Below are 21085 nucleotides of genomic sequence, written 5' to 3'. Positions count from 1 at the left end.
ACCATATGGCCGGCAATCATCCCGGAGTGCCCGGACTGGGCGACGCGCCGTTCAACGCCGGCGGTCGCCGGTCCGCGCGGCCGGGGCCGGGACGCGAAATCGACGATGATGACCGCGCGGGCGACGACGAGGAAGCCGTTCACGGCCGCGCGCTGATTTTGGCCAGTGTCGCGCGCGACGCGCGGCTCAACCAGAAATTCCTGTTGCTGATCACGCTGTCGGCGGCGATCGCCACGCTCGGCCTGCTTCAAGGATCTGCGGCGGTGGTGATCGGCGCGATGCTGGTATCGCCGCTGCTCGGCCCGATCATGGGCGTCGGCTTTGGCCTCGCGACGCTCGAATCCAATCTCATCAAGCGTTCGCTCGTCACCATGGCGGCGGGGATGGCGGTCGCGGTGCTCGTCGCGATGCTGATCATCTGGCTGTCGCCGATCAAGGACGTTACCCCCGAGCTGCGCGCGCGGACGCAGCCGACGCTGCTCGACCTCGGTGTAGCGGTCGTGGGCGGCATTGCCGGCGTCTATGCGATCCTGCGCAAGCTGTCGGGCGTCATGGTCGGCGTCGCGATCGCGACGGCGCTGGTTCCGCCGCTGTCGACGATCGGTTTTGGCCTGGCCACCGGCCGCCCCGACTTCGCGCTCGGTTCGGCGCTGCTCTTCCTGACCAACACGCTTGCCATCGCCTTTGCTGCGACGATCGTCGCACGGGTCAACAAATTCGGCCCCTCGCTGACCCCGCAGCATACAGCGATGCAGATAACCGGAATCATCGTCACGCTGGGCGTGCTGTCGATCCCGCTGGCGCTGTCGCTCAACAATATCGCGCGCGAGATCCGCGCACGCTCGGCGGTCCAGTCCGAACTCAATCGCCTCCTCGGTGACGGCGATCGCATCGACAGCCTGAATGTGCGCACCGAGGGCGAGGAGGTGGCGGTCGACGGCGTCGTCCTCGTCGATCAATATTCGGCGCAGCTCAACGATCAACTCGCCACTAAGGTGCGCGGCGATCTCGACCGCGATGTCAGCGTCAACCTCGTCCAGCTCAAGCAGCAGACCAACGCCGCGGTGCAGTTCGAGGAGCGGCTGAACCAGCGGCTCGCCACGCTCGAACAGCGTGACGCCGACAGCATGGGGATCATCGCCGGGCTGACCATTGGCGAACTCATCCCGCGCGCGCGGGTGCTGGTCGATGCGCAGGCGCGCCGCGTCGTCGTCCAGCGCGACCGCGAGGGCGAAGGCGAACAGGTCGCCGCGGCGATCGACCGCATCATGGCCGACATCCAGGGCCGCTACCCGCAATGGCTGATCGAAAACGGCAGCTTCACCCCCGCCGAACCGCCGAAGGAGCCGGCGGACGGCGCGACCGGGGAAGAGCCTGCGGCGGCGCGCCGGTAAACCCGGCGTCTTGATACCGACGCATTCGCGATCATAGGGTGGGCGCTGCCCCCTTTGGAGTCGTTCGATGCCCCATCCCGACAAGCGCCTTATCCTCGCCGACGGGCTGGCCGCGGGCGACGATGATGCGGCGCTGCATGCGCGGCTGATCGCCGCGGGCGTGTCGGCGGCTTCGGCGAAATATGAGGTCGAGCGGCTGGCCAAAGACCCGATGGCGCTTGCGTTGCGGCGGCAGGCGTCGCGCAGCGCCAAGCAGCAATGGCTGTTCGCCAATCAGGCGCGGCTTGCGCGCGAGAGCGAAGGCGGCTTCGTGCTCGATACCGCCGACCGCATCGCCGCTCGAGACTTCTATCGCGGCTATTATGATGCGAACCGTCCGGTGAAACTGACCGGCCTCGTCGATCATTGGCCCGCCCTGTCGCGCTGGTCGCTCGATCATTTTGCGGCGGTCGCAGGCGGAGCGGCGGTCGAGGCGCAGGTGGGGCGCGACGGCGACCCCGATTATGAACTCGCCAAGGACGCCCATCGGCGGATGCTGCGGTTCGGCGAGCTGATCGACTGGCTGCGGGGGCACGAGGCAAGCAACGATATTTATCTCACCGCCTATAACAGCGGCACCAACGCGGCGGCGCTCGCGGCGCTGTGGGACGATCTGGCGCCGATCGACCTCCTGGAGCCGCGCGAGGTCCGCGACGGCTTTTTCTGGCTCGGTCCCAAAGGGACGCTGACGCCCTGGCACCATGATCTGACGAACAATCTGCTCGTACAGGTCATGGGCCGCAAGCGAGTCCGCATGGCGCCGCCCTGGGCCTTTGCGCGGATGCGCAACAGCCGCCATTGCTTTTCCGACTGGGGCAACGAAGCGCTGCCGGCGGGCGATGGCACCGCCGAAACGCCGCCGGTTCTCGAATGCGTGATCGGGCCGGGCGAGGCGATCTTCCTGCCCGTCGGTTGGTGGCATCAGGTCGAGGCGCTCGACCTGTCGGCGAGCATAAGCTTCACCAGCTTCCGCCGTGCCAACGCGCATGTCGACGATTATCAGTCGTGGGGTGCGCTCTGAAAGACTTGCCTTGGCCAGCTTCTTCGCCGACATTCCGGCCATGGAGAGAGTGACTTACCGCAGTTCGTCCGTCGTCGCCGTCGCGATGCTTTCGCTGCTGACGGCTCCAAACGCAGGCGCCAAGCCGAAAGAGCCGATGCATCTTCAGCCCAGTTCGAAGTGGCTTCTGAATTATGCGGACGACAGTTGCCGCCTGGCGCGCCAGTTCGGCGAGGGCGACGACAAGGTGATGCTGGTCATGGACCGCTTCGAACCCGGCGACGGGATGCGGATGAGCTTTTTCGGCAAACCGGCGCGTACGAGCCGGATGGACGGCGATGCGAAAATTCGCTTCGGCCCGAACCAGGCGGAGCAGGCGATCGGATTCTACCCGGGCAAGGGCGATGGCAAGACCCCGGCCCTCGTGCTGCGCAGCGAAGTGAGAATTGCACCGCGCAGCGAAGCCGAAAGCGCAGCTCATGACGCCGCGCACGACGCGGGCGATTTCAGCTTCCGCTGGTCGACGGTTACGCCTGCCGAAGAAGCCGCGGTCACATGGATTGAAGTGGGCGTCCCAGCCGGTCGGAACTTCGTCCTGGAGACGGGTTCGATGGGCAACGCCTTTGCGGCGCTGAGCAAATGCACCGACGAACTGCTCGACCATTGGGGCGTTGACGTCGCGCGGCATGCAACGATGACGCGTCCGGTCACCCCGAAGAGCGATCCTCGCCAATGGATCCGGTCGGATGAATATCCCAAGGAGATGCTTTGGCAGGGGCAGCGCGCGCTGGTGCAGTTCCGGCTCGATGTCGATGCGTCCGGAAACCCCACCGCATGTCACATCCAGCAAACGACGCGCGCCAAAGAATTCGACGACGCGGTTTGCAAATCGATCATGCGCCGTGCCGAATTCCTTCCCGCGCTCGACGCCGAAGGCAAGCCGATGGCATCCTATTGGCTCAACAGCGTCAATTTCCATGTGGGATTGTAAAGGGGCTTCCTCATGTCGCTGATCCGCCTCGAATGCCAGGATGCCGTCGCCACGGTGACGCTGAACCGCCCCGAGGCGATGAATGCGCTCTCGCGGGCGCTGCGCGCCGAGCTTGCGGCGGTGATGCGGCAGCTTGCCGCCGACGAAAGCGTGCGCGCGATCGTGCTGACGGGGGCGGGCGAGCGCGCCTTCACCGCCGGGCTCGACCTCAAGGAACTGGGGGCCGACACCAGCAATCTGGGCGCGGCCAATGCCACCGACGCCGACGACAATCCGGTCAAGGCGATCGAGCTCTGCCCGCAGCCGGTGATCGGCGCGATCAACGGCGTCGCGATCACCGGCGGGTTCGAGCTTGCGCTCGCCTGCGACATATTGATCGCATCGACGGCAGCGCGCTTCGCCGACACACATGCGCGCGTCGGCGTCATGCCCGGCTGGGGCCTGTCGCAGAAATTGTCGCGGCTGATCGGTATCGGCCGCGCCAAGGAATTGTCGCTGACCGGCAATTTCCTGGGCGCCGAGGCGGCGCGCGACTGGGGCCTCGTCAATCGCGTCGTTACCCCAGAAGAGCTGGTCCCCGCGGCGCAGGCGCTCGCGCGCGATATCGCCAGCGCCGATCCGGCGATGGTGCGAAGCTACAAGCGGCTGATCGACGATGGCTATGCGCTGCCCTTCGGTGATGCGATGGCGCTTGAACATGCGCGGTCGTCGGCGGCGAACCGCGCCGTTCGCGCCGAAGAGGTCGAGGCGCGGCGGATGGCGGTGATCCAGCGGGGGCGCGCGAACATCTGACGCGCCGCCGCGCCCACCTGTCACGATTACGGGCTTGCGGAGCCCGAAAATACTTAGCAAGGGGAAGTAATGTCCGATCTGTCGACCTTGCTGCCTCCCTTCATGATGCGCGTTGCCGGTGCCGGCGACCTGTCGAACCTGACCCGCCTTTCGGGCGGCGCCAATATGGAAAGCTGGGCGTTCGACTGGGGCGGCGGCGCCTATGTGCTGCGCCGTGCGCCCTCGGCCGAATATATGGAAGGGCGGCCTTATGGCCATCCGGTCGAGGCTGCGCTGGTCCGCGCGGCGCACGCTGGCGGGGTCAAGGCGCCCGAGGTGATCGGGGTGCTGTCCGATGCCGACGGCATGGGGACGGGCTATGTCATGCGGCGCGTCATCGCCGAAGTCAGCCCGGCGAAGATATTGGCCGCGCCGCCGCCGTCGCTCGTCGCCGACCTGGGGCGCGAACTGGCGTTGATCCACGCGCTGCCTCGCGCCGCGATTCCGGCCGAAATTCCGGTGATGGATACCGCCGCAGCGCTCGCGGAGCTCAAGGCGCGCTTCCTTTCCTATGGCGGCGACCGGCCGGCGATCGCGCTCGCGGTCAAATGGTGCGAGGATCATCTGCCCGAACCCGCCGACCCGGTGCTCGTCCATGGCGACTATCGCATGGGCAATGTCATGGTCGACGCGGATGGTCTTGCCGCTGTGCTCGACTGGGAACTCGCGCATCTCGGCGACGCGCATGAGGATCTGGCCTTCGGCTGCATGACCGTGTGGCGCTTCGGCATGCTCGACAAGCCGGCGTTCGGGGTCGGCAGCCTCGACGATTATTTTGCCGCCTATGAGGCCGCGGGTGGGCGCCCGGTCGACCGCGACCGCTTCAAATATTGGCTCGTCTATCGCACCCTGTGGTGGGCGCTCGGCTGTCTGCAGATGGGGCAGGCGTGGCGGAGCGGCGCCGATACGACGGTCGAGCGCGTGGTCGTGGGGCGGCGCACTGCCGAACAGGAACTCGACATCATCCGGCTGCTCGAAGATGGGGCGCCTGCGGCCGAGCGCGGGGCGCCGCTGCCGCCTTCGCCCGCCGCCGCGGCGGCGCCGGTCGGCGAACCGACGACGCAGGAAATGGTGCAGGCGGTGCGCGATTGGCTGGGGGAGGCGATCAAGCCCCAGGCCGAGGGGCACGGCAAATTTCAGGTCGCGGTCGCGATGAACGCGCTTGGCATCGTGATGCGCGATCTTGGCGCGGGCATCCGTGCCGAGGACAAGGCGCTGGCCGGGGACATACTGGCCGGGCGGGTGACGCTTGCCGAACCCGGCCTGCTCGCGCGCCTGCGCCGCGCCGTGCTCGACAAATGCGCGGTCGACAGTCCTAAATATGCGGCGCTCGCCGCGGCGCGGGCCGCCTGGAACGGATAGAGACAAGGGGAGAGAAACGATGGATTTTGCGGTTCCGGCCGATTTGCAGGCCTATCTCGACGAACTCGACGCCTTCATCGCGGCGGAGATCAAGCCGCTTGAGGATGCGGACGACAATATCCGCTTCTTCGACCATCGCCGCGAACATGCGCGCACCGACTGGGACAATCAGGGATTGCCGCGCCACGAGTGGGAACAGCTGCTGAAGCAGGCGACCCGCAAAGCCGATGCCGCGGGCCACTGGCGCTTTTCGGCGCCGAAGAAATATGGCGGCAAGGACGGATCGAACCTGTGGATGGCGGTGATCCGCGAGCATTTTGCCGCCAAGGGTCTCGGTCTCCACAATGATCTGCAGAACGAACACAGCATCGTCGGCAATTTCCCCTTCGTCGAGATGTTCGAACAATTTGGCACCAGCGACGAGCAGAAGCAGGAATTCATCCTCGGCGGCTTCGAAGGCAAGCGGCGCACCGCCTTTGGCCTCACCGAACCCGATCACGGCAGCGACGCGACGCATATGGAAACGCGCGCGGTGCGCGAAACCCGCGACGGGGTTGAAGGCTGGCTGATCAACGGCGAGAAGATGTGGACGACGGGGATGCATGTCGCGACCCACTGCGCGACCTTCTGCCGCACCAGCGGCAATGACGGCGATGCCAGGGGGATCACCTGCCTGCTCGTCCCCAACCCGTCGCCGGGCCTCGTGATCGAGGAATATCTTTGGACCTTCAACATGCCCACCGATCACCCGCGTGTCAGCTTTACCGACGTATGGGTGCCGGACAGCGCGCGGCTCGGCCCGGTCGACGGCGGCCTGTCGATCGCGCAGAGTTTCGTCCACCAGAACCGCATCCGTCAGGCGGCCTCATCGCTCGGCGCGGCGGTTTACTGCATCGAGGAAAGCGTGCGCTATGCGCGCGAGCGCAAGCCTTTTGGCGAGGCGCTGGCGAAGAATCAGGCGATCCAGTTTCCGCTCGTCGAGCTGGCGACGCAGGCCGAAATGCTGCGCCTCCTCATCCGCAAGACGGCATGGGAAATGGACAATATGCCGCACAAGGAGGTCGAGCGCAGCCTCTCCGACAAGGTGAGCATGTGCAATTACTGGGCGAACCGCCTCGTCTGTCAGGCGGCCGATCGCGCGATGCAGGTGCATGGCGGCATCGGCTATTCGCGCCACAAGCCGTTCGAGCATATCTATCGCCACCACCGCCGCTACCGGATCACCGAAGGGGCCGAGGAGATTCAGATGCGCAAGGTCGCGGCCTATCTGTTTGGCTATCTCGGCCCGCGCAGGGAGACGCTGGGGAAGATTTGAGGTCGCCAATCGGGAGGCTGAGCGGGCTTCACCGCTTCCGCACGAACTCCGTTCGCAGCACCAGGCCCCTGATCCCTTCGTAGCGGCAGTCGATCTCGTCGGGATCGGCGGTCAGCCGGATCGACTTGATGACGGTGCCGACCTTCAGCGTCTGGCCCGCGCCCTTCACCGGCAGATCCTTGATGAGGACGACCGAGTCGCCGTCGCTCAGCACATTGCCGACCGCGTCCTTCGCTTGCGGAAGCGCATTGGCCGCCGCCGCCCCCTCGCGCGCTTCGCTGGCGGGCAGCCATTCGCCGCTCGCCTCGTCATATACATAGTCGTCGTCGTTGCTGCTCATCGGGGCGCTCTATCCATCTATTCCGGCTTGCGAAAGCGCAGCGTGAACTGATCGGTCTTGCCGCGAATGGCAGGGTCGAAGACATTGGCGGTGCGCGGGTCTTCGGGGCGCTTGTAAAGGTCGCTCTCGGCCTCAAGCATAAAGCCCGCCTTGGTCAGCGCCGCGACGACCGCGGCCTTGTCGATGCGGTGCAGGCTGTCCGACAGCGTCGTGCCGCTGCCGTCCGCCGCGCTGTGATCGACCACCACCAGCGTGCCGCCGGGCTTGAGCGCGGCGAAGAGTGCGGCGCTGGCCTTGTCGCCCGTCCCTTCGGGGAAGGGCTTCAAATAGAGATCGTGAAAATTCTGCACCGTCACGATCGCGTCGAGCGGCACCGGAAAAGCCGGAGCGGCGAAGGCGCCCCCGACCGCATCGACATTGGCATAGGCCGCCGCGACCGCACTCTGGTCGTCGCCATATTGCTTGCGAAAGGCGATGAACTCGGCGGGCTGAAAAGCATAGACATGCCCCGCGGCGCCGACGGCTCCGGACAGGATGCGCGTCAGATAGCCGCCGCCCATCACATAATCCCCGACGCTCTGGCCCGGTTCGATGCCGGCGAAGGCGAGCAATTCGGCGGGCTTGCGGGCGGCGTCGCGGTCGCGGTCGGCGGCCGGGCGTGCCGGATCGGCAAGCGCTGCAGCATAATCGGCGGCGGGCGCGTCGGCGGCGATGGCGGGAACGGCAGCTGCGGCAAGAGCAAGCGCCGCGGCGGTGGCGACAAGGGTAAAGGGACGGATCATGGCATCGACTCCCGTTGGTTTGTCGCACGGCTATAGCCGTTCGCCGCACACCGTGCGCGCTTATTTGCACTGTCCTGAATTGATGATAGGTTTCGCACTGAAACCAAATAACGGGAGAGCGAGATGTACGATCTGGTGATTCGCGGCGGCACCGTCGTCGATGGCACGGGCGGTCCGTCGATGGTGGCCGATGTGGCGGTCGATGGCGACCGCATCGTTGCGGTCGGCACCGACCTCGGCGCAGGGCGCGAGGAAATTGACGCGCGCGGCAAGATCGTCACACCCGGCTTCGTCGATGTTCACACTCATTATGACGGTCAGGCGACGTGGGACCAGGAAATGGCGCCGTCGAGCTGGCACGGCGTCACCACCGTCGTCATGGGCAATTGCGGCGTCGGCTTTGCGCCCGCCCGGCCCGACCGCCACGACTGGCTGATCGGCCTGATGGAAGGTGTCGAGGATATTCCCGGTACCGCGCTCGCAGAAGGGATGAGCTGGGAGTGGGAAACCTTCCCCGAATATATGGATGCGCTCGAAAAGCTGCCGCGCACCATCGATGTCGCCTGTCATGTCCCGCACGGCGCGGTGCGCGCCTATGTGCTGGGCGACCGCGAACAGCCGGGCGCGGTGCCGACGGCCGAGGACATCGCCGAAATGTCGCGCATCGTCGAAGAGGGGGTGCGCGCCGGTGCGCTCGGCTTTTCGACGAGCCGCACCGTCATCCACAAATCGGTCGACGGTGAAGTCGTCCCCGGCACGACCGCGACCGCCGAGGAACTGATCGAGATCGGCCGTGCGATGGGCCGCGTCGGTTACGGCGTGTTCGAAATGGCGAGCGACCTCAACCGCGAATGGAACGAGTTCGACTGGATGGGCAAGCTGAGCCGCGAAACCGGCCTGCCTGTGACCTTTGCGGCGCTCCAGTCGATCGCCAAGGAATTGCCGCTCGACGAACAGATCGAAACGATGCGCGCCGAAAATGCGAAGGGCGCCAATATCGTCGCGCAGATCGCGCTGCGCGGCAACGGCATCATCATGGCGTGGCGCGGCACCGTCCATCCCTTCCGCTTCCGCCCGTCATGGCGCGCCATCGAAGGCCTGTCGTGGGAGGAGCAAAAGGCGAAGCTGCTCGACCCCGCGTTCAAGGCGCAGCTCCTTTCCGAAGACAATGACTTCAGCGAAGCGCCGCAGGACATCATGGGGCTGTTGATGGTCGTTGCCGGCGGCTGGACGATGCAGTTCGAGATGGACGATGATTTCGACTATGAACCCGGCGCCGATGCCAGCATCGCGGCGCGCGCCGCGGCGGCGGGTGTCGATCCGGACGAATATGCCTATGATCTGCTGTGCCGCGACGGTGCGACCGGTTTCGCCTATCTGCCGATCCTCAACTATGCCGACGGCAATCTCGACTTCCTCGAGGCGCTGCAGGACAGCGATGATACGGTGAACAGCCTGTCGGACGGCGGCGCGCATTGCGGTACGATCTGCGACGCCGCATCGCCCACCTTCATGCTTCAGCATTGGGTGCGCGATCGCAAGCGCGGCGGGCGCGTGCCGCTGGAACGCGCGATCAAGCGCCAGTGCCGCGACACGGCGCTGCTCTATGGGCTCGAAGACCGCGGACTGGTGGCGCCGGGCTATCTCGCCGATCTCAATGTCATCGATATGGAAGCGATCAAGCTCGGCAAGCCTTGGCTCGCTTTCGATCTGCCCGCGGGCGGCAAGCGTCTGCTGCAAAAGGCCGACGGCTATGTCGCGACGGTCAAGTCGGGCGTCATCACCTTCAGGGGAGGCGAAGCGCAGGGCGTTTATCCGGGCGGCGTGATCCGCGGTCCGCAGCGCGTCGAGCTCGCGATGGCGGCGGAATGATGCGGGCCGTCCGGCTTCGCGCTCCCGCTTCGCTCGACAATCTGACGCTCACCGATCTCGCCGATCCCGGGCAACCGGGGCCGGGGGAGATCCGGGTGCGGCTGGCGGCGTCGTCGCTCAACTTCCACGACTATGCGGTGGTGGCGGGCATGATCCCCGCTGCCGACGGGCGTATCCCGATGTCCGACGGTGCCGGCGTGGTGGAAGCGGTGGGCGAGGGGGTGACGCAGTTCGCGGTGGGCGATCCGGTCGTCTCGATCTTCTTTCCCGACTGGATCGACGGCGCGCCGCCGACCAGTGCTTTCACGCGGGTGCCGGGCGACGGCATCGACGGCTATGCGCGCGAGGTCGTCGTGACGCCCGATCATTGGTTCACGCGCGTCCCGGCGGGCTATTCGGCAGCGGAGGCCGCTACGCTGACCTGCGCCGGGCTGACCGCCTGGCGCGCACTGTTCGTTGATGACGCGATCCGGCCGGGTTCGACCGTGCTGGTGCAGGGATCGGGCGGGGTGTCGATCTTTGCGCTGCAGTTCGCCAAGGCCGCAGGCGCGCGGGTGATCGCGACCAGCTCGTCCGACGACAAGCTCGCAAGGCTCAAGGATCTCGGTGCCGACGAGCTGATCAATTACAAGGCGGTTCCCGCCTGGGGCGCAAAAGCGATGGAACTGACCGGCGGGCGCGGGGTCGATTGCGTCGTCGAGATCGGGGGTGCCGGTACGCTCGACCAGTCGATGATCGCGACGCGCGTCGGCGGCCATGTCGCGCTGATCGGCGTGCTCGCTGGCTTTGCCGGGCCGGTGCAGACCGCGCTGCTGATGGCGAAAAATCTGCGCGTTCAGGGATTGACCGTGGGGAGCCGCCAGCAGCAGCTCGACATGATCGCCGGGATCGAGGCGAATGCGATCCGGCCGGTGATCAGCGATCATTTCCCCCTCGAAGGCCTTGCCGATGCGTTCCGCCATCAGGCGGCGAACAAGCATTTCGGCAAGATCGTCGTCGACATCTGATACGAAAAAGGACCGGCCTGTGGGATTTGCCGAATATGAAAGCTATGACGCGCTCGGCCTTGCCGACCTCGTCGCAAAGGGCGCGGTATCGCCGCTCGAGCTGGTCGATAGCGCGATCGAACGGATCGAGGCGCTCAACCCCCGCCTGAACGCGGTGATCTTCACCGATTATGACGGCGCCCGGACGCGCGCGAAGGCGCCGCTTCCCGACGGGCCGTTCCGGGGTGTTCCCTTCCTGCTCAAGGACATATTGGGCGATCTCGCCGGGTGGCCGACGCGTAACGGATCGCGCATCTCCCCGCCCGTTCCGATGCCCTTTACCGCGACGTTGGTGCAGCGCTTCCTGGCGGGCGGACTGATCCCGATCGGCAAGACCAATGTGCCCGAATTCGGCGTCGTCGCGACGACCGAGAGCAAGCTGTACGGGCCCGCCTGCAACCCCTGGAACCCGGCGCATTCAACCGGCGGCTCGTCGGGCGGATCGGGCGCGGCGGTGGCGAGCGGCATGGTGCCCGTCGCGCACGCCAACGACGGCGGCGGATCGATCCGCATCCCTGCAAGCTGCAACGGCCTGGTCGGGCTGAAGCCGACGCGCGGGCGCAACCCCTTGGGGTCGCTGCTCGGCGACGTCATGGGCGGCCTCGCCGCCGAACATATCGTCAGCCGCAGCGTGCGCGACACCGCGGCGATGCTCGATGTTACCGCGGGCGCCGAGCCCGGCGATCCCTATGCGGCGCCGCCCGCTCCGCCGAGCTGGCGCCGGGCCGCCGAGGCGCCATGCCCCAAACTGCGCATTGCGTTTGCGCGCGCTGCTCCGGGTGGTCGGGCGCTCGATCCTCAGGCGGTCGCCGCGGCCGAACATGCGGCAAAATTGTGCGAGAGCCTGGGTCATCATGTCGAGGAAGCATCGCCCCCGGTCGACAATGATGCGATGGTCCCGGCCTTCATGGCGATCTGGTCGAGCGGCGCGGCGATGCAGATCGACGGCATCGCGATGATGACCGGGCAGACCCCCGGTCCCGACAATCTGGAGGGGCTGACGCGCGGCCTTTACGCGATGGGCAAGGCGATCAGCGCGCCGCAGCTGTGAGGCGCGATCTTCCAGCTGCAGCAGATGGCGCGCGCGGTCGCGGCGTGGCACGCCGACCATGACGTCTGGCTGACCCCGACGCTCGGGGCCCCGCCGCCGCGCAACGGCAGTTTTCCGCTCGACAGCGAAGACGTAGCCGCCGGTTTTGGCGCGATGACCGACTATGTTCCCTTCACCGCGATCCAGAATGCGACGGGGCAGCCCGCGATCAACGTCCCCCTGTGGTGGACGCCCGAGGGACTGCCGATGGGAACGCAGTTCGTCGGTCGTTTCGGCGAAGAGGCGCTGCTGCTCCAGCTCGCGGCGCAGCTCGAAGAAGCACAGCCCTGGTTCGGCCGGCGACCGGCGCTCTAGGGGCGATCCTCAGACGAGCGCGCGAACGGCCGCTTCGGCGTCGTCGGCACCATTATAAGCGTGAAACGACAGCCGGACGGTGGTGCCGCGGAAGTCGGCGCTGATTGCATTCGCGGTGAGCGCCGCGGCGACGCGCGGCTGGTCGGTGCCGGTGTCGATGCACAGCGTCCCGCCGATGTCGCCTTTGGGCCAGCACCACTGCGGGGTCGAGGGTTCAAGCGCGGCGCGGAGGATCGTCTGGAGCGCGCGATTATGCGCGCGGACCCGCTCGACGCCGATCGCGGCGATGGCTTCGATGCCCGCGGTCGACAGGACGAAGGGGGCGACATCGGGGGTGCCTCCCCACCAGCGGCGCGCGTCGGGGGCATAGCGGAAGCTTTCGATATCCATCTCGAACGGATTGTCGTGGCTCCACCAGCCGCGCTCCATCGGATCGAGCGCGGTGCGGTCGTGCGGCGCGACCCACAGCCACGCGGCGCCCGGTCCGCCGCACAGCCATTTGACGCTCGTGCCGATCACCGCATCGACGCCCCATAGGGCGGGCGCGACGGGAACAACGCCGACCGATTGCGCGCAATCGGCGATGCAGCGTGCGCCCACGGCGTGCGCGGCCGCGGCGACGGCGGCGATGTCGGTCAGCGCGCCGCTGTTCGAGCTGACGTGCATGGCAACGACCAGCGCGACATCGTCGTCCAGCGCCGACGCCCACTGCGCCGGATCGCGCACATCGGCGGCGGCAGGCAGATAGCGCGTCGTCCACCCCGCGGCGGCGAGCCCGCTTGCGACATAGCCGATCGTCGGAAAGGCGCTCGGCGCGAGCAGGATGGTGCGCCGCGTCGTCGCGGTGCCCAGCGCCGAAAGGTAGCGAGACAGCGCTGCGCTGACATTGGTGGCGGGGCACAGATCGCGCGCTTCGACGCCGATCAGCTTCACCAGCGCGGCGCGCCAGCCGTCGATCGCCTCCAGCCAGTGCGGCCAGGCTTCGCCCGTCTCGCGCCACGGCGTCAGCATCCGGTCGCGCAGCAGCGCCTCGGCGCTGCGCGGCTGGCAACCGACGCTGTGGCTTTTGAGATAGACCGCGCCGGGCGGCAGGAAAAAGCGCCCGGCCACCGCGGCCGGCAGCAGTGCGCCGCTCACAGGCCGCTGCCGTGCCCGGCCGGCGCATTGCCGCTGATGCTGTCGCGCTTGACGCCATATTCGGCGCCCCAGCGGTCGGTCATCGCGGCGCGAATGTCCCACAGTTCGGGGAAGAAGCGATGCCGTGCGCCGGCATTGAGCAGTTCGACCGGACGCCCTTTGAGCGACTTCGATCCCATGCCGATCGACCGGTGGATGAGATAGATGTGATGGGCGCGAAAGATCTGGAACAGCTCGTCGAATTCGATTAGCGCCTCGGCAACCATATAGGCCTCGTCGTGCCGGTAGCCGGTGTCATAGACGTCGGCGACGCTGCGCCCGGCAGGATCGAGATAGGCCGATTTGTAGCGCGCCCACAGCGGCTGCGGCAGGGTGAGCAGCAGCTGGAAGCCGGGGCTTTCCTGCCCCGACCCGTTGCCGAGCTTAAGCCGGATCGCCTGATAGTCGAACGGACTCATCGTCTCCAAGAGCGCCAGCTGATCGGTCATCAGCCGCATGATCCGGTTGACGCGGTCGAAGAGCGACAGGACGCGCATCGTCTCGCCCGCCGCCATATGACCGTCGATTTCGGCGAGGGTGAAGGCCATCAGCTTCATCCACAATTCCTCGACCTGATGGACGATCTGGAACTGCAATTCGTCGGGGGTGCAAAGCTCGGCGAGCGGCTTCTGGCAATCGAGCAGACGGTCGACCGCCAGATAGACGCCATAATCTTTCATGACCGGCGCTTCGATGCGCTGGTGAATATCCTGTTTGTCGAGGTGCATGGGAAATCCTTGCGATTGATGGAACCGAAAGGGCGCGCCGGGTTTGGCGCACCGACGGATCAATCGCGCGGAGCCACTCCCGCGGGCGGACGCCGCGGCGATCCCGCCTGGCCGAGCCAGAGGAGGGCGACCGCGAGGCTCATTGCGCGGCAAGATCCGCGGGTAGGGTGGGTTCGCCGAGAAGGCCGAGGAAGCGGCGCCACATCATGTCGCGGGACGGCCCGCCGCGTTCGACATAGTCGCGCACCATCGCTTCGCCGAGCCCGTAGTTGATGACGTAACTGCGATATTTTTCGGTGAAATCGGTCATCTGCTCGGCGCGCGGTCGCGACACGAGCCCATATTTCTGGGTCAGCGCCACCGCCGTCGGCCGGTCGATCGCACCGTCAAGATATTGCTGGGCAATCGTCAGCCGGGCGCCCGACAGCGCTTTCATCGCATCGAGAAGCTGCCAATAGCGTTCGTCGGCGGGCGGTTCCATGCCCGCCAGCGGCATGATCGTGCCGCGCTCGACGGCGATGCGTTCGTCCCCCGGAAAGGCAAGATCGATGCCGTAATTGGCACTCCCTTCGGCAAGGAAGCTTTGCGGGCTGTAGAGCGGATAGACGCTATATTCGATCCAGTTGCGGTCGCGGACCAGCTTCGCTTCGATTTGCAGATTGAACAGATGGTGGCCCGGATAGCCTTCGTGGCAGCCGAGATCGAGCGCGCGCGACAGGCGGATCGGCAGGCCGGTGTTGACCTGGATGATGCTGCGATAGCCGCCCATGTAGAAATTATAGCCGCTCCAGCTCTTTCCAGTGACGAACTGCAGGTCGAAATTCTCGCCCTCGGGCATCGCCACCTGCGCGGCGGTGCGCGCGCGGCACTGGGCGATCGCTGCGTCGAAGGTCGGCTTCAGCCGGGCGGCGGGAATGGTGAAGCGGTTGAAATAGGCATCGACGCGATCGGCCAATTCGCCGTCGCCGGGGACGAGCTGCGCGATCGCGGCCAGCGCGGCGTCATAAGCGGACAGCGGTTCGAGCTTCGGGCGCACGCCGAAAAGCCGCTCGGCCTCGTCGGCAAAGGCCAGCCGCTTGCCCTGCAACATTTCGCTGCGCGTCTCGGCAGCGAGCAGCATCGCCTTCAGCGCGCGCAAGCGCCGTTGATCGGCGGCGGCGGTCAGGTGCGGCGTAACGTCGTCGAGCGATGCCGAGAGCTGGCGCGCGGCTTCGCCCAACATCGCAAGGCTGCGCGGATCGGTCACGGCCGCCGCCATCAGCGCCTTCGGTCCGTAATAGGCGTCGATATCGCTCTTGTTATGCGTACCCAGTTCGAGAACCAGCCCGACATAATCATGCGCGACGCTGTCGAGCGTGTGGCGAGCGACCGCGGCCACGGCGGGATCGAGCGCGGCGTCTGCTCCGGCGGGCGCCGGCATCGGCGGCGGCAGCACCGTCTGCGGCAGGATGGTGACGGCCATTGCCGGCTCCGCGGGCGCCTGTTCGGTTGGCGCGTCCTTTGCAGCGCGTTCGGCCGCCTTGCGCTGCGCCACCACCCGTCGCATCTCGGGGTCGAGCGCATAGCATCCCGACAGGGTCATGCCTGCAAGGACCGCAAGGGTCAGAAGCGCGCTGCGGCGGGGCATCAGCCAGCCGTCGCGGGCCGCACTTCGGAGGTGTCGCTGACATCGCCGTCGCGGGCGATTTCCGCGTCCGAACTCGTCTCGATCCCCGAATGGTCGGGATGGAGCGGGGCGAAGCGCAGCACGGCAAAACCGGTCAGCGCGGCGACGAGCGATCCCATCAGGATACCGATCTTGGCCTCCTCGATCAGCAGCGCGTTGCCCGGGAAAGCAAGGCCGCCGATGAACAGGCTCATCGTGAAGCCGATCCCGCACAGCACCGACACGCCATAGATCTGCAGCCAGGTCGCACCGCGCAGCTTGCCCGCGATCCCCAGCTTTACGGCCAGCCAGACGCTGCCGAAAATGCCGACCTGCTTGCCGAAGAACAGCCCGGCTGCGATGCCGAGCGGCAGCGGGGCGAAAATCTGGTCGACCCCCAGTCCGCGCACGTCGACACCGGCATTGGCGAAGCCGAACAGCGGCACGATCGCAAAGGCGACCCACGGGTGCAGACCATGTTCGAGGCGGTGAAGCGGCGAGGTTTCGCTGTCGGGCGCACCCGGCGTGCGTTCGAAGGGGATCGCCATCGCCGCGAGGACGCCGGCGATCGTCGCATGAACGCCCGAGAGCAGCATTGCGTACCAGAGCAGCGCAAAGAGCAGCAGATAGACAGCGAGATGCTTCACTCCGGCGCGGTTGACCGCGAACATCACGCCGAGCAGCAGCGCCGCAGCGCCGAGCGCCAGCATGTTGATTTCGGCCGTATAGAAAAGCGCGATGATCGCGACCGCACCCATGTCATCGACGATCGCGACGGTCACCAGAAACAGCTTGAGCGACGTCGGCGCGCGCTTGCCGAGCAGCGCGAGCACGCCGATCGCAAAGGCGATGTCGGTCGCAGCGGGAATCGCCCAGCCTTGCGCAAGGCCCGCCGTGCCCCCCGCAAGCAGTATGTAGATGACCGCAGGAACCGCCATGCCCGCTGCAGCGGCGATCATCGGCAGCCGCCGCCGGTCCCAGCTCGCAAGGCGTCCGTCAACGAACTCGCGCTTGATCTCGAGCCCGACGAGCAGGAAGAAGATCGCCATCAGCCCATCGTTCACCCACAGGTGAACGGTCATCGGACCCAGCTTGTCGGTCAGCGTCGGCCCCGTCACCGCATGGATTGCGTGGTGATAATCGGCGCCCAGCGCTGAATTGGCGATAATCATTGCCAAAGCGGCCGCGAAAATCAGCAACATCCCGCCGGCGCTCTCGCTTTCAAGAAAGTCGCGGAGAGCCGAGCGTGGCGACGAACTGCGGGTCACGAAATTACACCTCTTTTGTCTGGGGGCCATTTGGTGGACGTCGTAGCGCGCTCGAACGGCCGCGTCACGCTTTACAAACCGATTGTGCCGATCAGCCATTACCATATGGGACGCCAAGACGTCACGAACAGGGGCGGGGCAGGCGGGTGGAAGCGGTGACCGCATGGCTGGGCTGTCTGGTACAGGGCGCCGGCCACGATTTTGCTACCTTCACCGCCGCCCGGGGCGCGGCGGCGTTGCCCATTTCAGGCCTTGGAACAGGGCGTCCGGGGACCGGCGTCTGCCGCCAGCACAGGCCGCATAGGGGATTCGCCCCTTGCGCGCTTCTCCCGCTAGTCAGGTGGTTCCACCTGCGCTGAAAAGCCTCTAGGGTCGCCGGAATCGGTGCTGGTTTTGCGCCGCTGACGTGCATACGGGGCCCATGGATCTTTACCTTCCTGTCGCCAATCTGTCGGTCAACGCGCTGGTCATCGTGCTGTTGGGCGGCGGGGTCGGCTTTCTGTCGGGCATGTTCGGCGTCGGCGGCGGCTTTCTGACGACGCCGCTGCTGATCTTCTATGGGATCCCGCCCACGGTCGCTGCGGCTTCGGCCGCGACGCAGGTGACGGGGGCCAGCGTCTCGGGCGCACTCGCCCATTTCGAGCGCGGCGGAGTCGATTTGCGGATGGGCGCGGTGCTGATCGCCGGGGGGCTGCTCGGATCGCTGATCGGCGCCGGATTGTTCGAACTGCTCACCGCATGGGGGCAGATCGATACGACGATCAACATCCTCTATGTTGTGCTGCTGGGATCGGTCGGCGGGTTGATGGCGCGCGAAGCATGGGGCGCGCTGCGCGCGCTGCAGGCCGGGCTTCCGGCGCCGGCGCGCAAGCGCCGCCACCATCCGATGGTCGCGAACCTGCCGATGCGCTGGCGCTTCTATCGCTCGGGCCTCTATATTTCGCCACTCGCGCCGCTAATCCTCGGGGCGCTCGTCGGCATATTGACGATGTTGCTCGGCGTCGGCGGCGGTTTCATCATGGTCCCGGCAATGATCTTCCTGCTCGGCATGGGAGCGCAGGTGGTCGTCGGCACCTCGCTGTTCCAGATCCTGTTTGTCACCATCGCGACGACGATGGTCCATGCGATGACGACGGGCGCGGTCGATATCGTCCTTGCCGGCCTGCTGCTGCTCGGCAGCGTGACGGGCGCACAGATCGGTGCGCGTTTCGCGCAAAAGGTCCGCCCCGAATATCTGCGCATGGCGCTGGCGATCATCGTGCTGCTCGTCGCACTGCGCATGGCGGTCGGCCTCTTCATCCGTCCCGACGAAATCTACACCGTCCAGTGACGCGGATCGGCGCCTCGATCGCAGCGCTGCTGCTGTTGCTGCTGCCCGCCGCGGCGCAGGCGGTCGATCCGCGCCTGGTGCCCGACGTGTCGAGCCGCTCGATCGAAATCCAGTACAGCTTCACCGGCGAGGAATTGCTGCTGTTCGGCGCCATTCTCTATCCCGGTCAGCGCCTGCCCGACGACCGCGCCGATATCGTCGTCGTTCTGAAGGGCCCGGTGCGGCCGGTGGTGCTGCGCGAAAAGCAGCGCATCGCGGGCATGTGGGTCAACGCCAGCAGCATCCGGCTGCGCACCTCACCCGGTTTCTACGCGATCGGGTCGTCGCGCCCGGTCGACAAGCTGGTCGACGAACGCACCGCGGCGATCTTCGAGCTTGGCCTTAAAAATCTGTCGATGTCGCCGACAGGCTTTTCGGAGGCGAAGAAACTCGAGCGGTTCGAGGCGGGGCTGGTCGATCTTTATCGCCGCATGGGGCTCTTCTACGAAAACCCTTCGGCGGTCGAGATTACCGAAGGCGTGTTGTATCGGGCGCGAATCCCCGTGCCGGCGCGCGTTCCCGTGGGCACCTACCGCGCCGAAACCTATCTGATCAGCAAGGGACGCGTGCTGGCGGTCGCCTCGCGCGACGTCCAGATCCGCAAGGCGGGCTTCGAACGCTTCGTCGCGCTCGCGGCGCAGCGGCACGGATTCCTGTACGGCCTTGCCGCGGTCGCGCTGTCGCTGCTGCTCGGCTATGCCGCATCGGCGCTTTTCCGCCGCCGCTGATCTATCATAAGCGCTTTGTTTACCCTCGCCTGCGATAGTCGACGCGGGACAAACATATGGCGGGGCTGAATATGGATATGCATGGGGGCGGTTTTGGTACCGGCGACGCGACGGCTGCGCAGCATGTCAGGCTGGCGGGCGGCGGAACCGCGGCGCCGATTGCGGCGGTGCAGGCGCACCACCGCGACGACCTTCTGATCGGCGAAGTGATCGACATTGCCGGCTCGGCCTCGCGCATCCTGCTCGATGCTTCGGCGTTGCAGGGCTTGTCGACATCCAACGACCCTTCGGTCGCGATGGCGGGCCAGGTGGGCGCGCAGGTCAAGGTCCGCGTCGGCAATGTCTGGCTGCTCGCCAGCGTGCGCGACCAGCAGCTCTACGAGCGCGGCGAGGGGCTGATCGTTGCGGCGATCGATTTCCTTGGCGAAGGCGAAGAAGAAAAGCTGACCGGCCGCATCCACAATTTCCGCCGCGGCGTGACGCGCTATCCGATTCCGGGTAGCCAAGTCTATGCCGCGACCAGCGCCGACCTCAAGCAGATCTACGCCGCCGACGAGCGGGCGCATGTCGAGATCGGGACCGTCTATCCGACGCGCGACATTCGTGGTTCGCTGTATGTCGACGCGATGCTCGGCAAGCATTTCGCGCTGCTTGGATCGACGGGTACGGGTAAGTCGACGAGCGCCGCGCTGATCCTGCACAAGATCTGCGAGCTGGCGCCGCAAGGCCATATCGTGATGATCGACCCGCACGGCGAATATTCGGCGGCGTTCAAGGGCACCGGGGCGCTGTTCGACGTCGACAATCTCGCTATGCCCTATTGGCTGATGAATTTCGAGGAACATTGCGAGGTTTTCGTCACCAGCGAAGGGCGCGACCGCCAGGGCGATTGCGACGTGCTCGCCAAATGTCTGCTCCAGGCGCGGCTCAAGAACCGTCTGGCCGAGGGCATGACCAAGATCACGGTCGATTCGCCGATCCCCTATCTGCTGTCGGATCTGCTCAACATCCTGCAGAACGAGATGGGCAAGCTCGACAAGGCCACTTCGTCGGCGCCCTTCATGCGCATCAAGGGCAAGATCGAGGAAATGCGCGCCGACCCGCGCTATAATTTCATGTTCTCCGGCATGCTCGTCGCCGACACGATGGCAAACTTCCTCGGCAAGATCTTCCGCCTGCCGTCGGACGGCCGGCCGATCTCGATCATCGACGTGTCGGGGGTGCCGTCGGACATCACGGGTGTCGTCGTCGCGGTGCTGTCGCGCCTGACCTTCGACTATGCGATCTGGTCGCGCGGCGAGCCGCAGCGCCCGATCCTGCTCGTCTGCGAAGAAGCCCACCGCTACATCCCGTCGAAGGATAGCGGGCAGGGGCAGGCGGTGCGCAAGATCCTCGAACGCATCGCCAAGGAAGGCCGTAAATACGGCGTGTCGCTGGGCCTCATCACCCAGCGCCCGTCCGACCTTGCCGAAGGCGTGCTGTCACAGTGCGGCACGATCATCTCGATGCGCCTCAACAACGAACGCGACCAGCATTTCGTCAAGGCGGCGATGCCAGAGGGTGCGCGCGGCTTCATCGATTCGATCCCGGCGCTGCGCAACCGCGAATGCATCATCTGCGGTGAGGGCGTGTCGATCCCGATTCGCGTCCACCTCGACACGCTTGAGGAAGACAAGCGCCCCGCGTCGAGCGATCCGCTCTTCTCGCAGCTTTGGCGCGAAACCGGCGGCGAGCCCGAAATATTGGAGCGCGTCGTCAAACGCTGGCGCAGCCAGGGCAGGTAAGGCTTCCGTC

General features: G+C 66.3%; 19 protein-coding genes. 13 read left to right on the top strand and 6 right to left on the bottom strand.

The genetic code is table 11. The features are described 5' to 3' along the window. The first annotated feature begins 5 nt into the window (after positions 1-5). The 6 genes from P1IM2_RS00915 (at position 6) to P1IM2_RS00890 (ending at position 6932) form a co-directional block, all read left to right on the top strand. The gene (locus P1IM2_RS00915; protein ID WP_186401145.1) at positions 6-1394 is read left to right on the top strand and encodes a DUF389 domain-containing protein; all 1389 of its coding nucleotides are present in this window, start codon (positions 6-8) and stop codon (positions 1392-1394) included. 67 nt (positions 1395-1461) lie between these two features. Beyond that, a complete protein-coding gene (locus P1IM2_RS00910; RefSeq protein ID WP_186401144.1) occupies positions 1462-2454 on the top strand; it encodes a cupin-like domain-containing protein in 993 nt (330 codons plus the stop codon). Between the two features lie 40 nt (positions 2455-2494). Then, complete coding sequence (locus tag P1IM2_RS00905) at positions 2495-3424, top strand: energy transducer TonB (RefSeq protein ID WP_186401143.1); 930 nt, start codon at positions 2495-2497, stop codon at positions 3422-3424. Positions 3425-3436: 12 nt separating this feature from the next. Continuing rightward, positions 3437-4216 (top strand): enoyl-CoA hydratase, encoded by a 780-nt coding sequence (locus P1IM2_RS00900; RefSeq protein WP_186401142.1) that lies wholly within the window; start codon positions 3437-3439, stop codon positions 4214-4216. A gap of 69 nt (positions 4217-4285) precedes the next feature. Beyond that, positions 4286-5617 carry a phosphotransferase family protein gene (locus P1IM2_RS00895; protein WP_186401141.1) on the top strand — a complete coding sequence of 444 codons (1332 nt, stop codon included), beginning with the start codon at positions 4286-4288 and terminating at the stop codon, positions 5615-5617. A 19-nt stretch (positions 5618-5636) separates the two neighbouring features. Further along, positions 5637-6932, top strand: coding sequence for an acyl-CoA dehydrogenase family protein (locus P1IM2_RS00890; RefSeq protein WP_186401140.1), 1296 nt, complete (start codon positions 5637-5639; stop codon positions 6930-6932). Between the two features lie 28 nt (positions 6933-6960). On the opposite strand, the gene P1IM2_RS00885 is transcribed toward P1IM2_RS00890, so the two are convergent. Next, positions 6961-7272, bottom strand: coding sequence for an alkylphosphonate utilization protein (locus P1IM2_RS00885; RefSeq protein WP_186401139.1), 312 nt, complete (start codon positions 7270-7272; stop codon positions 6961-6963). Between the two features lie 17 nt (positions 7273-7289). Continuing rightward, positions 7290-8054, bottom strand: a complete 765-nt coding sequence (locus tag P1IM2_RS00880; RefSeq protein WP_186401138.1) for a class I SAM-dependent methyltransferase — start codon at positions 8052-8054, stop codon at positions 7290-7292. 123 nt (positions 8055-8177) lie between these two features. Here P1IM2_RS00880 and P1IM2_RS00875 point away from each other — a divergent pair, with 123 nt between their 5' ends. Genes P1IM2_RS00875 through P1IM2_RS18805 form a run of 4 tightly spaced genes read left to right on the top strand, consistent with a single transcriptional unit; the run spans position 8178 to position 12377 of the window. Continuing rightward, positions 8178-9926, top strand: a complete 1749-nt coding sequence (locus P1IM2_RS00875; RefSeq protein WP_186401137.1) for an amidohydrolase family protein — start codon at positions 8178-8180, stop codon at positions 9924-9926. Continuing rightward, the gene (locus P1IM2_RS00870) at positions 9926-10933 is read left to right on the top strand and encodes a zinc-dependent alcohol dehydrogenase family protein (protein ID WP_062903012.1); all 1008 of its coding nucleotides are present in this window, start codon (positions 9926-9928) and stop codon (positions 10931-10933) included. The genes P1IM2_RS00875 and P1IM2_RS00870 overlap by 1 nt, the downstream gene beginning before the upstream one ends. A gap of 19 nt (positions 10934-10952) precedes the next feature. Continuing rightward, positions 10953-12023, top strand: coding sequence for an amidase (locus P1IM2_RS00865; RefSeq protein WP_260833882.1), 1071 nt, complete (start codon positions 10953-10955; stop codon positions 12021-12023). 24 nt (positions 12024-12047) lie between these two features. After that, the gene (locus tag P1IM2_RS18805) at positions 12048-12377 is read left to right on the top strand and encodes an amidase family protein (protein WP_260833881.1); all 330 of its coding nucleotides are present in this window, start codon (positions 12048-12050) and stop codon (positions 12375-12377) included. A 9-nt stretch (positions 12378-12386) separates the two neighbouring features. Here P1IM2_RS18805 and P1IM2_RS00860 read toward each other — a convergent pair whose 3' ends face one another. The 4 genes from P1IM2_RS00860 to nhaA form a co-directional block, all read right to left on the bottom strand. Then, positions 12387-13514, bottom strand: coding sequence for an aminotransferase class V-fold PLP-dependent enzyme (locus tag P1IM2_RS00860; RefSeq protein WP_186401136.1), 1128 nt, complete (start codon positions 13512-13514; stop codon positions 12387-12389). Then, positions 13511-14281 carry a tryptophan 2,3-dioxygenase family protein gene (locus P1IM2_RS00855; protein WP_186401135.1) on the bottom strand — a complete coding sequence of 257 codons (771 nt, stop codon included), beginning with the start codon at positions 14279-14281 and terminating at the stop codon, positions 13511-13513. The genes P1IM2_RS00860 and P1IM2_RS00855 overlap by 4 nt, the downstream gene beginning before the upstream one ends. Before the next feature lie 139 nt (positions 14282-14420). Further along, a complete protein-coding gene (locus P1IM2_RS00850) occupies positions 14421-15908 on the bottom strand; it encodes a hypothetical protein (protein WP_186401134.1) in 1488 nt (495 codons plus the stop codon). Next, complete coding sequence (gene nhaA, locus P1IM2_RS00845) at positions 15908-17194, bottom strand: Na+/H+ antiporter NhaA (protein WP_186401133.1); 1287 nt, start codon at positions 17192-17194, stop codon at positions 15908-15910. The genes P1IM2_RS00850 and nhaA overlap by 1 nt, the downstream gene beginning before the upstream one ends. Before the next feature lie 421 nt (positions 17195-17615). Here nhaA and P1IM2_RS00840 point away from each other — a divergent pair, with 421 nt between their 5' ends. From P1IM2_RS00840 to P1IM2_RS00830, 3 genes are all read left to right on the top strand, one after another. Beyond that, on the top strand, positions 17616-18524 hold the full coding sequence (locus P1IM2_RS00840; RefSeq protein ID WP_003042748.1) for a sulfite exporter TauE/SafE family protein: 909 nt from the start codon (positions 17616-17618) through the stop codon (positions 18522-18524). Further along, positions 18521-19291 (top strand): TIGR02186 family protein, encoded by a 771-nt coding sequence (locus P1IM2_RS00835; RefSeq protein WP_003042747.1) that lies wholly within the window; start codon positions 18521-18523, stop codon positions 19289-19291. The genes P1IM2_RS00840 and P1IM2_RS00835 overlap by 4 nt, the downstream gene beginning before the upstream one ends. A 71-nt stretch (positions 19292-19362) precedes the next feature. Continuing rightward, a complete protein-coding gene (locus tag P1IM2_RS00830) occupies positions 19363-21075 on the top strand; it encodes an ATP-binding protein (protein WP_186401633.1) in 1713 nt (570 codons plus the stop codon). The last annotated feature ends 10 nt before the right edge of the window (positions 21076-21085 follow it).

It is taken from the genome of Sphingopyxis sp. P1IMeth2 (assembly GCF_900185685.1).
Lineage (GTDB): Bacteria > Pseudomonadota > Alphaproteobacteria > Sphingomonadales > Sphingomonadaceae > Sphingopyxis > Sphingopyxis terrae_A.
This window is presented reverse-complemented; position numbering and strand designations above follow the sequence as displayed.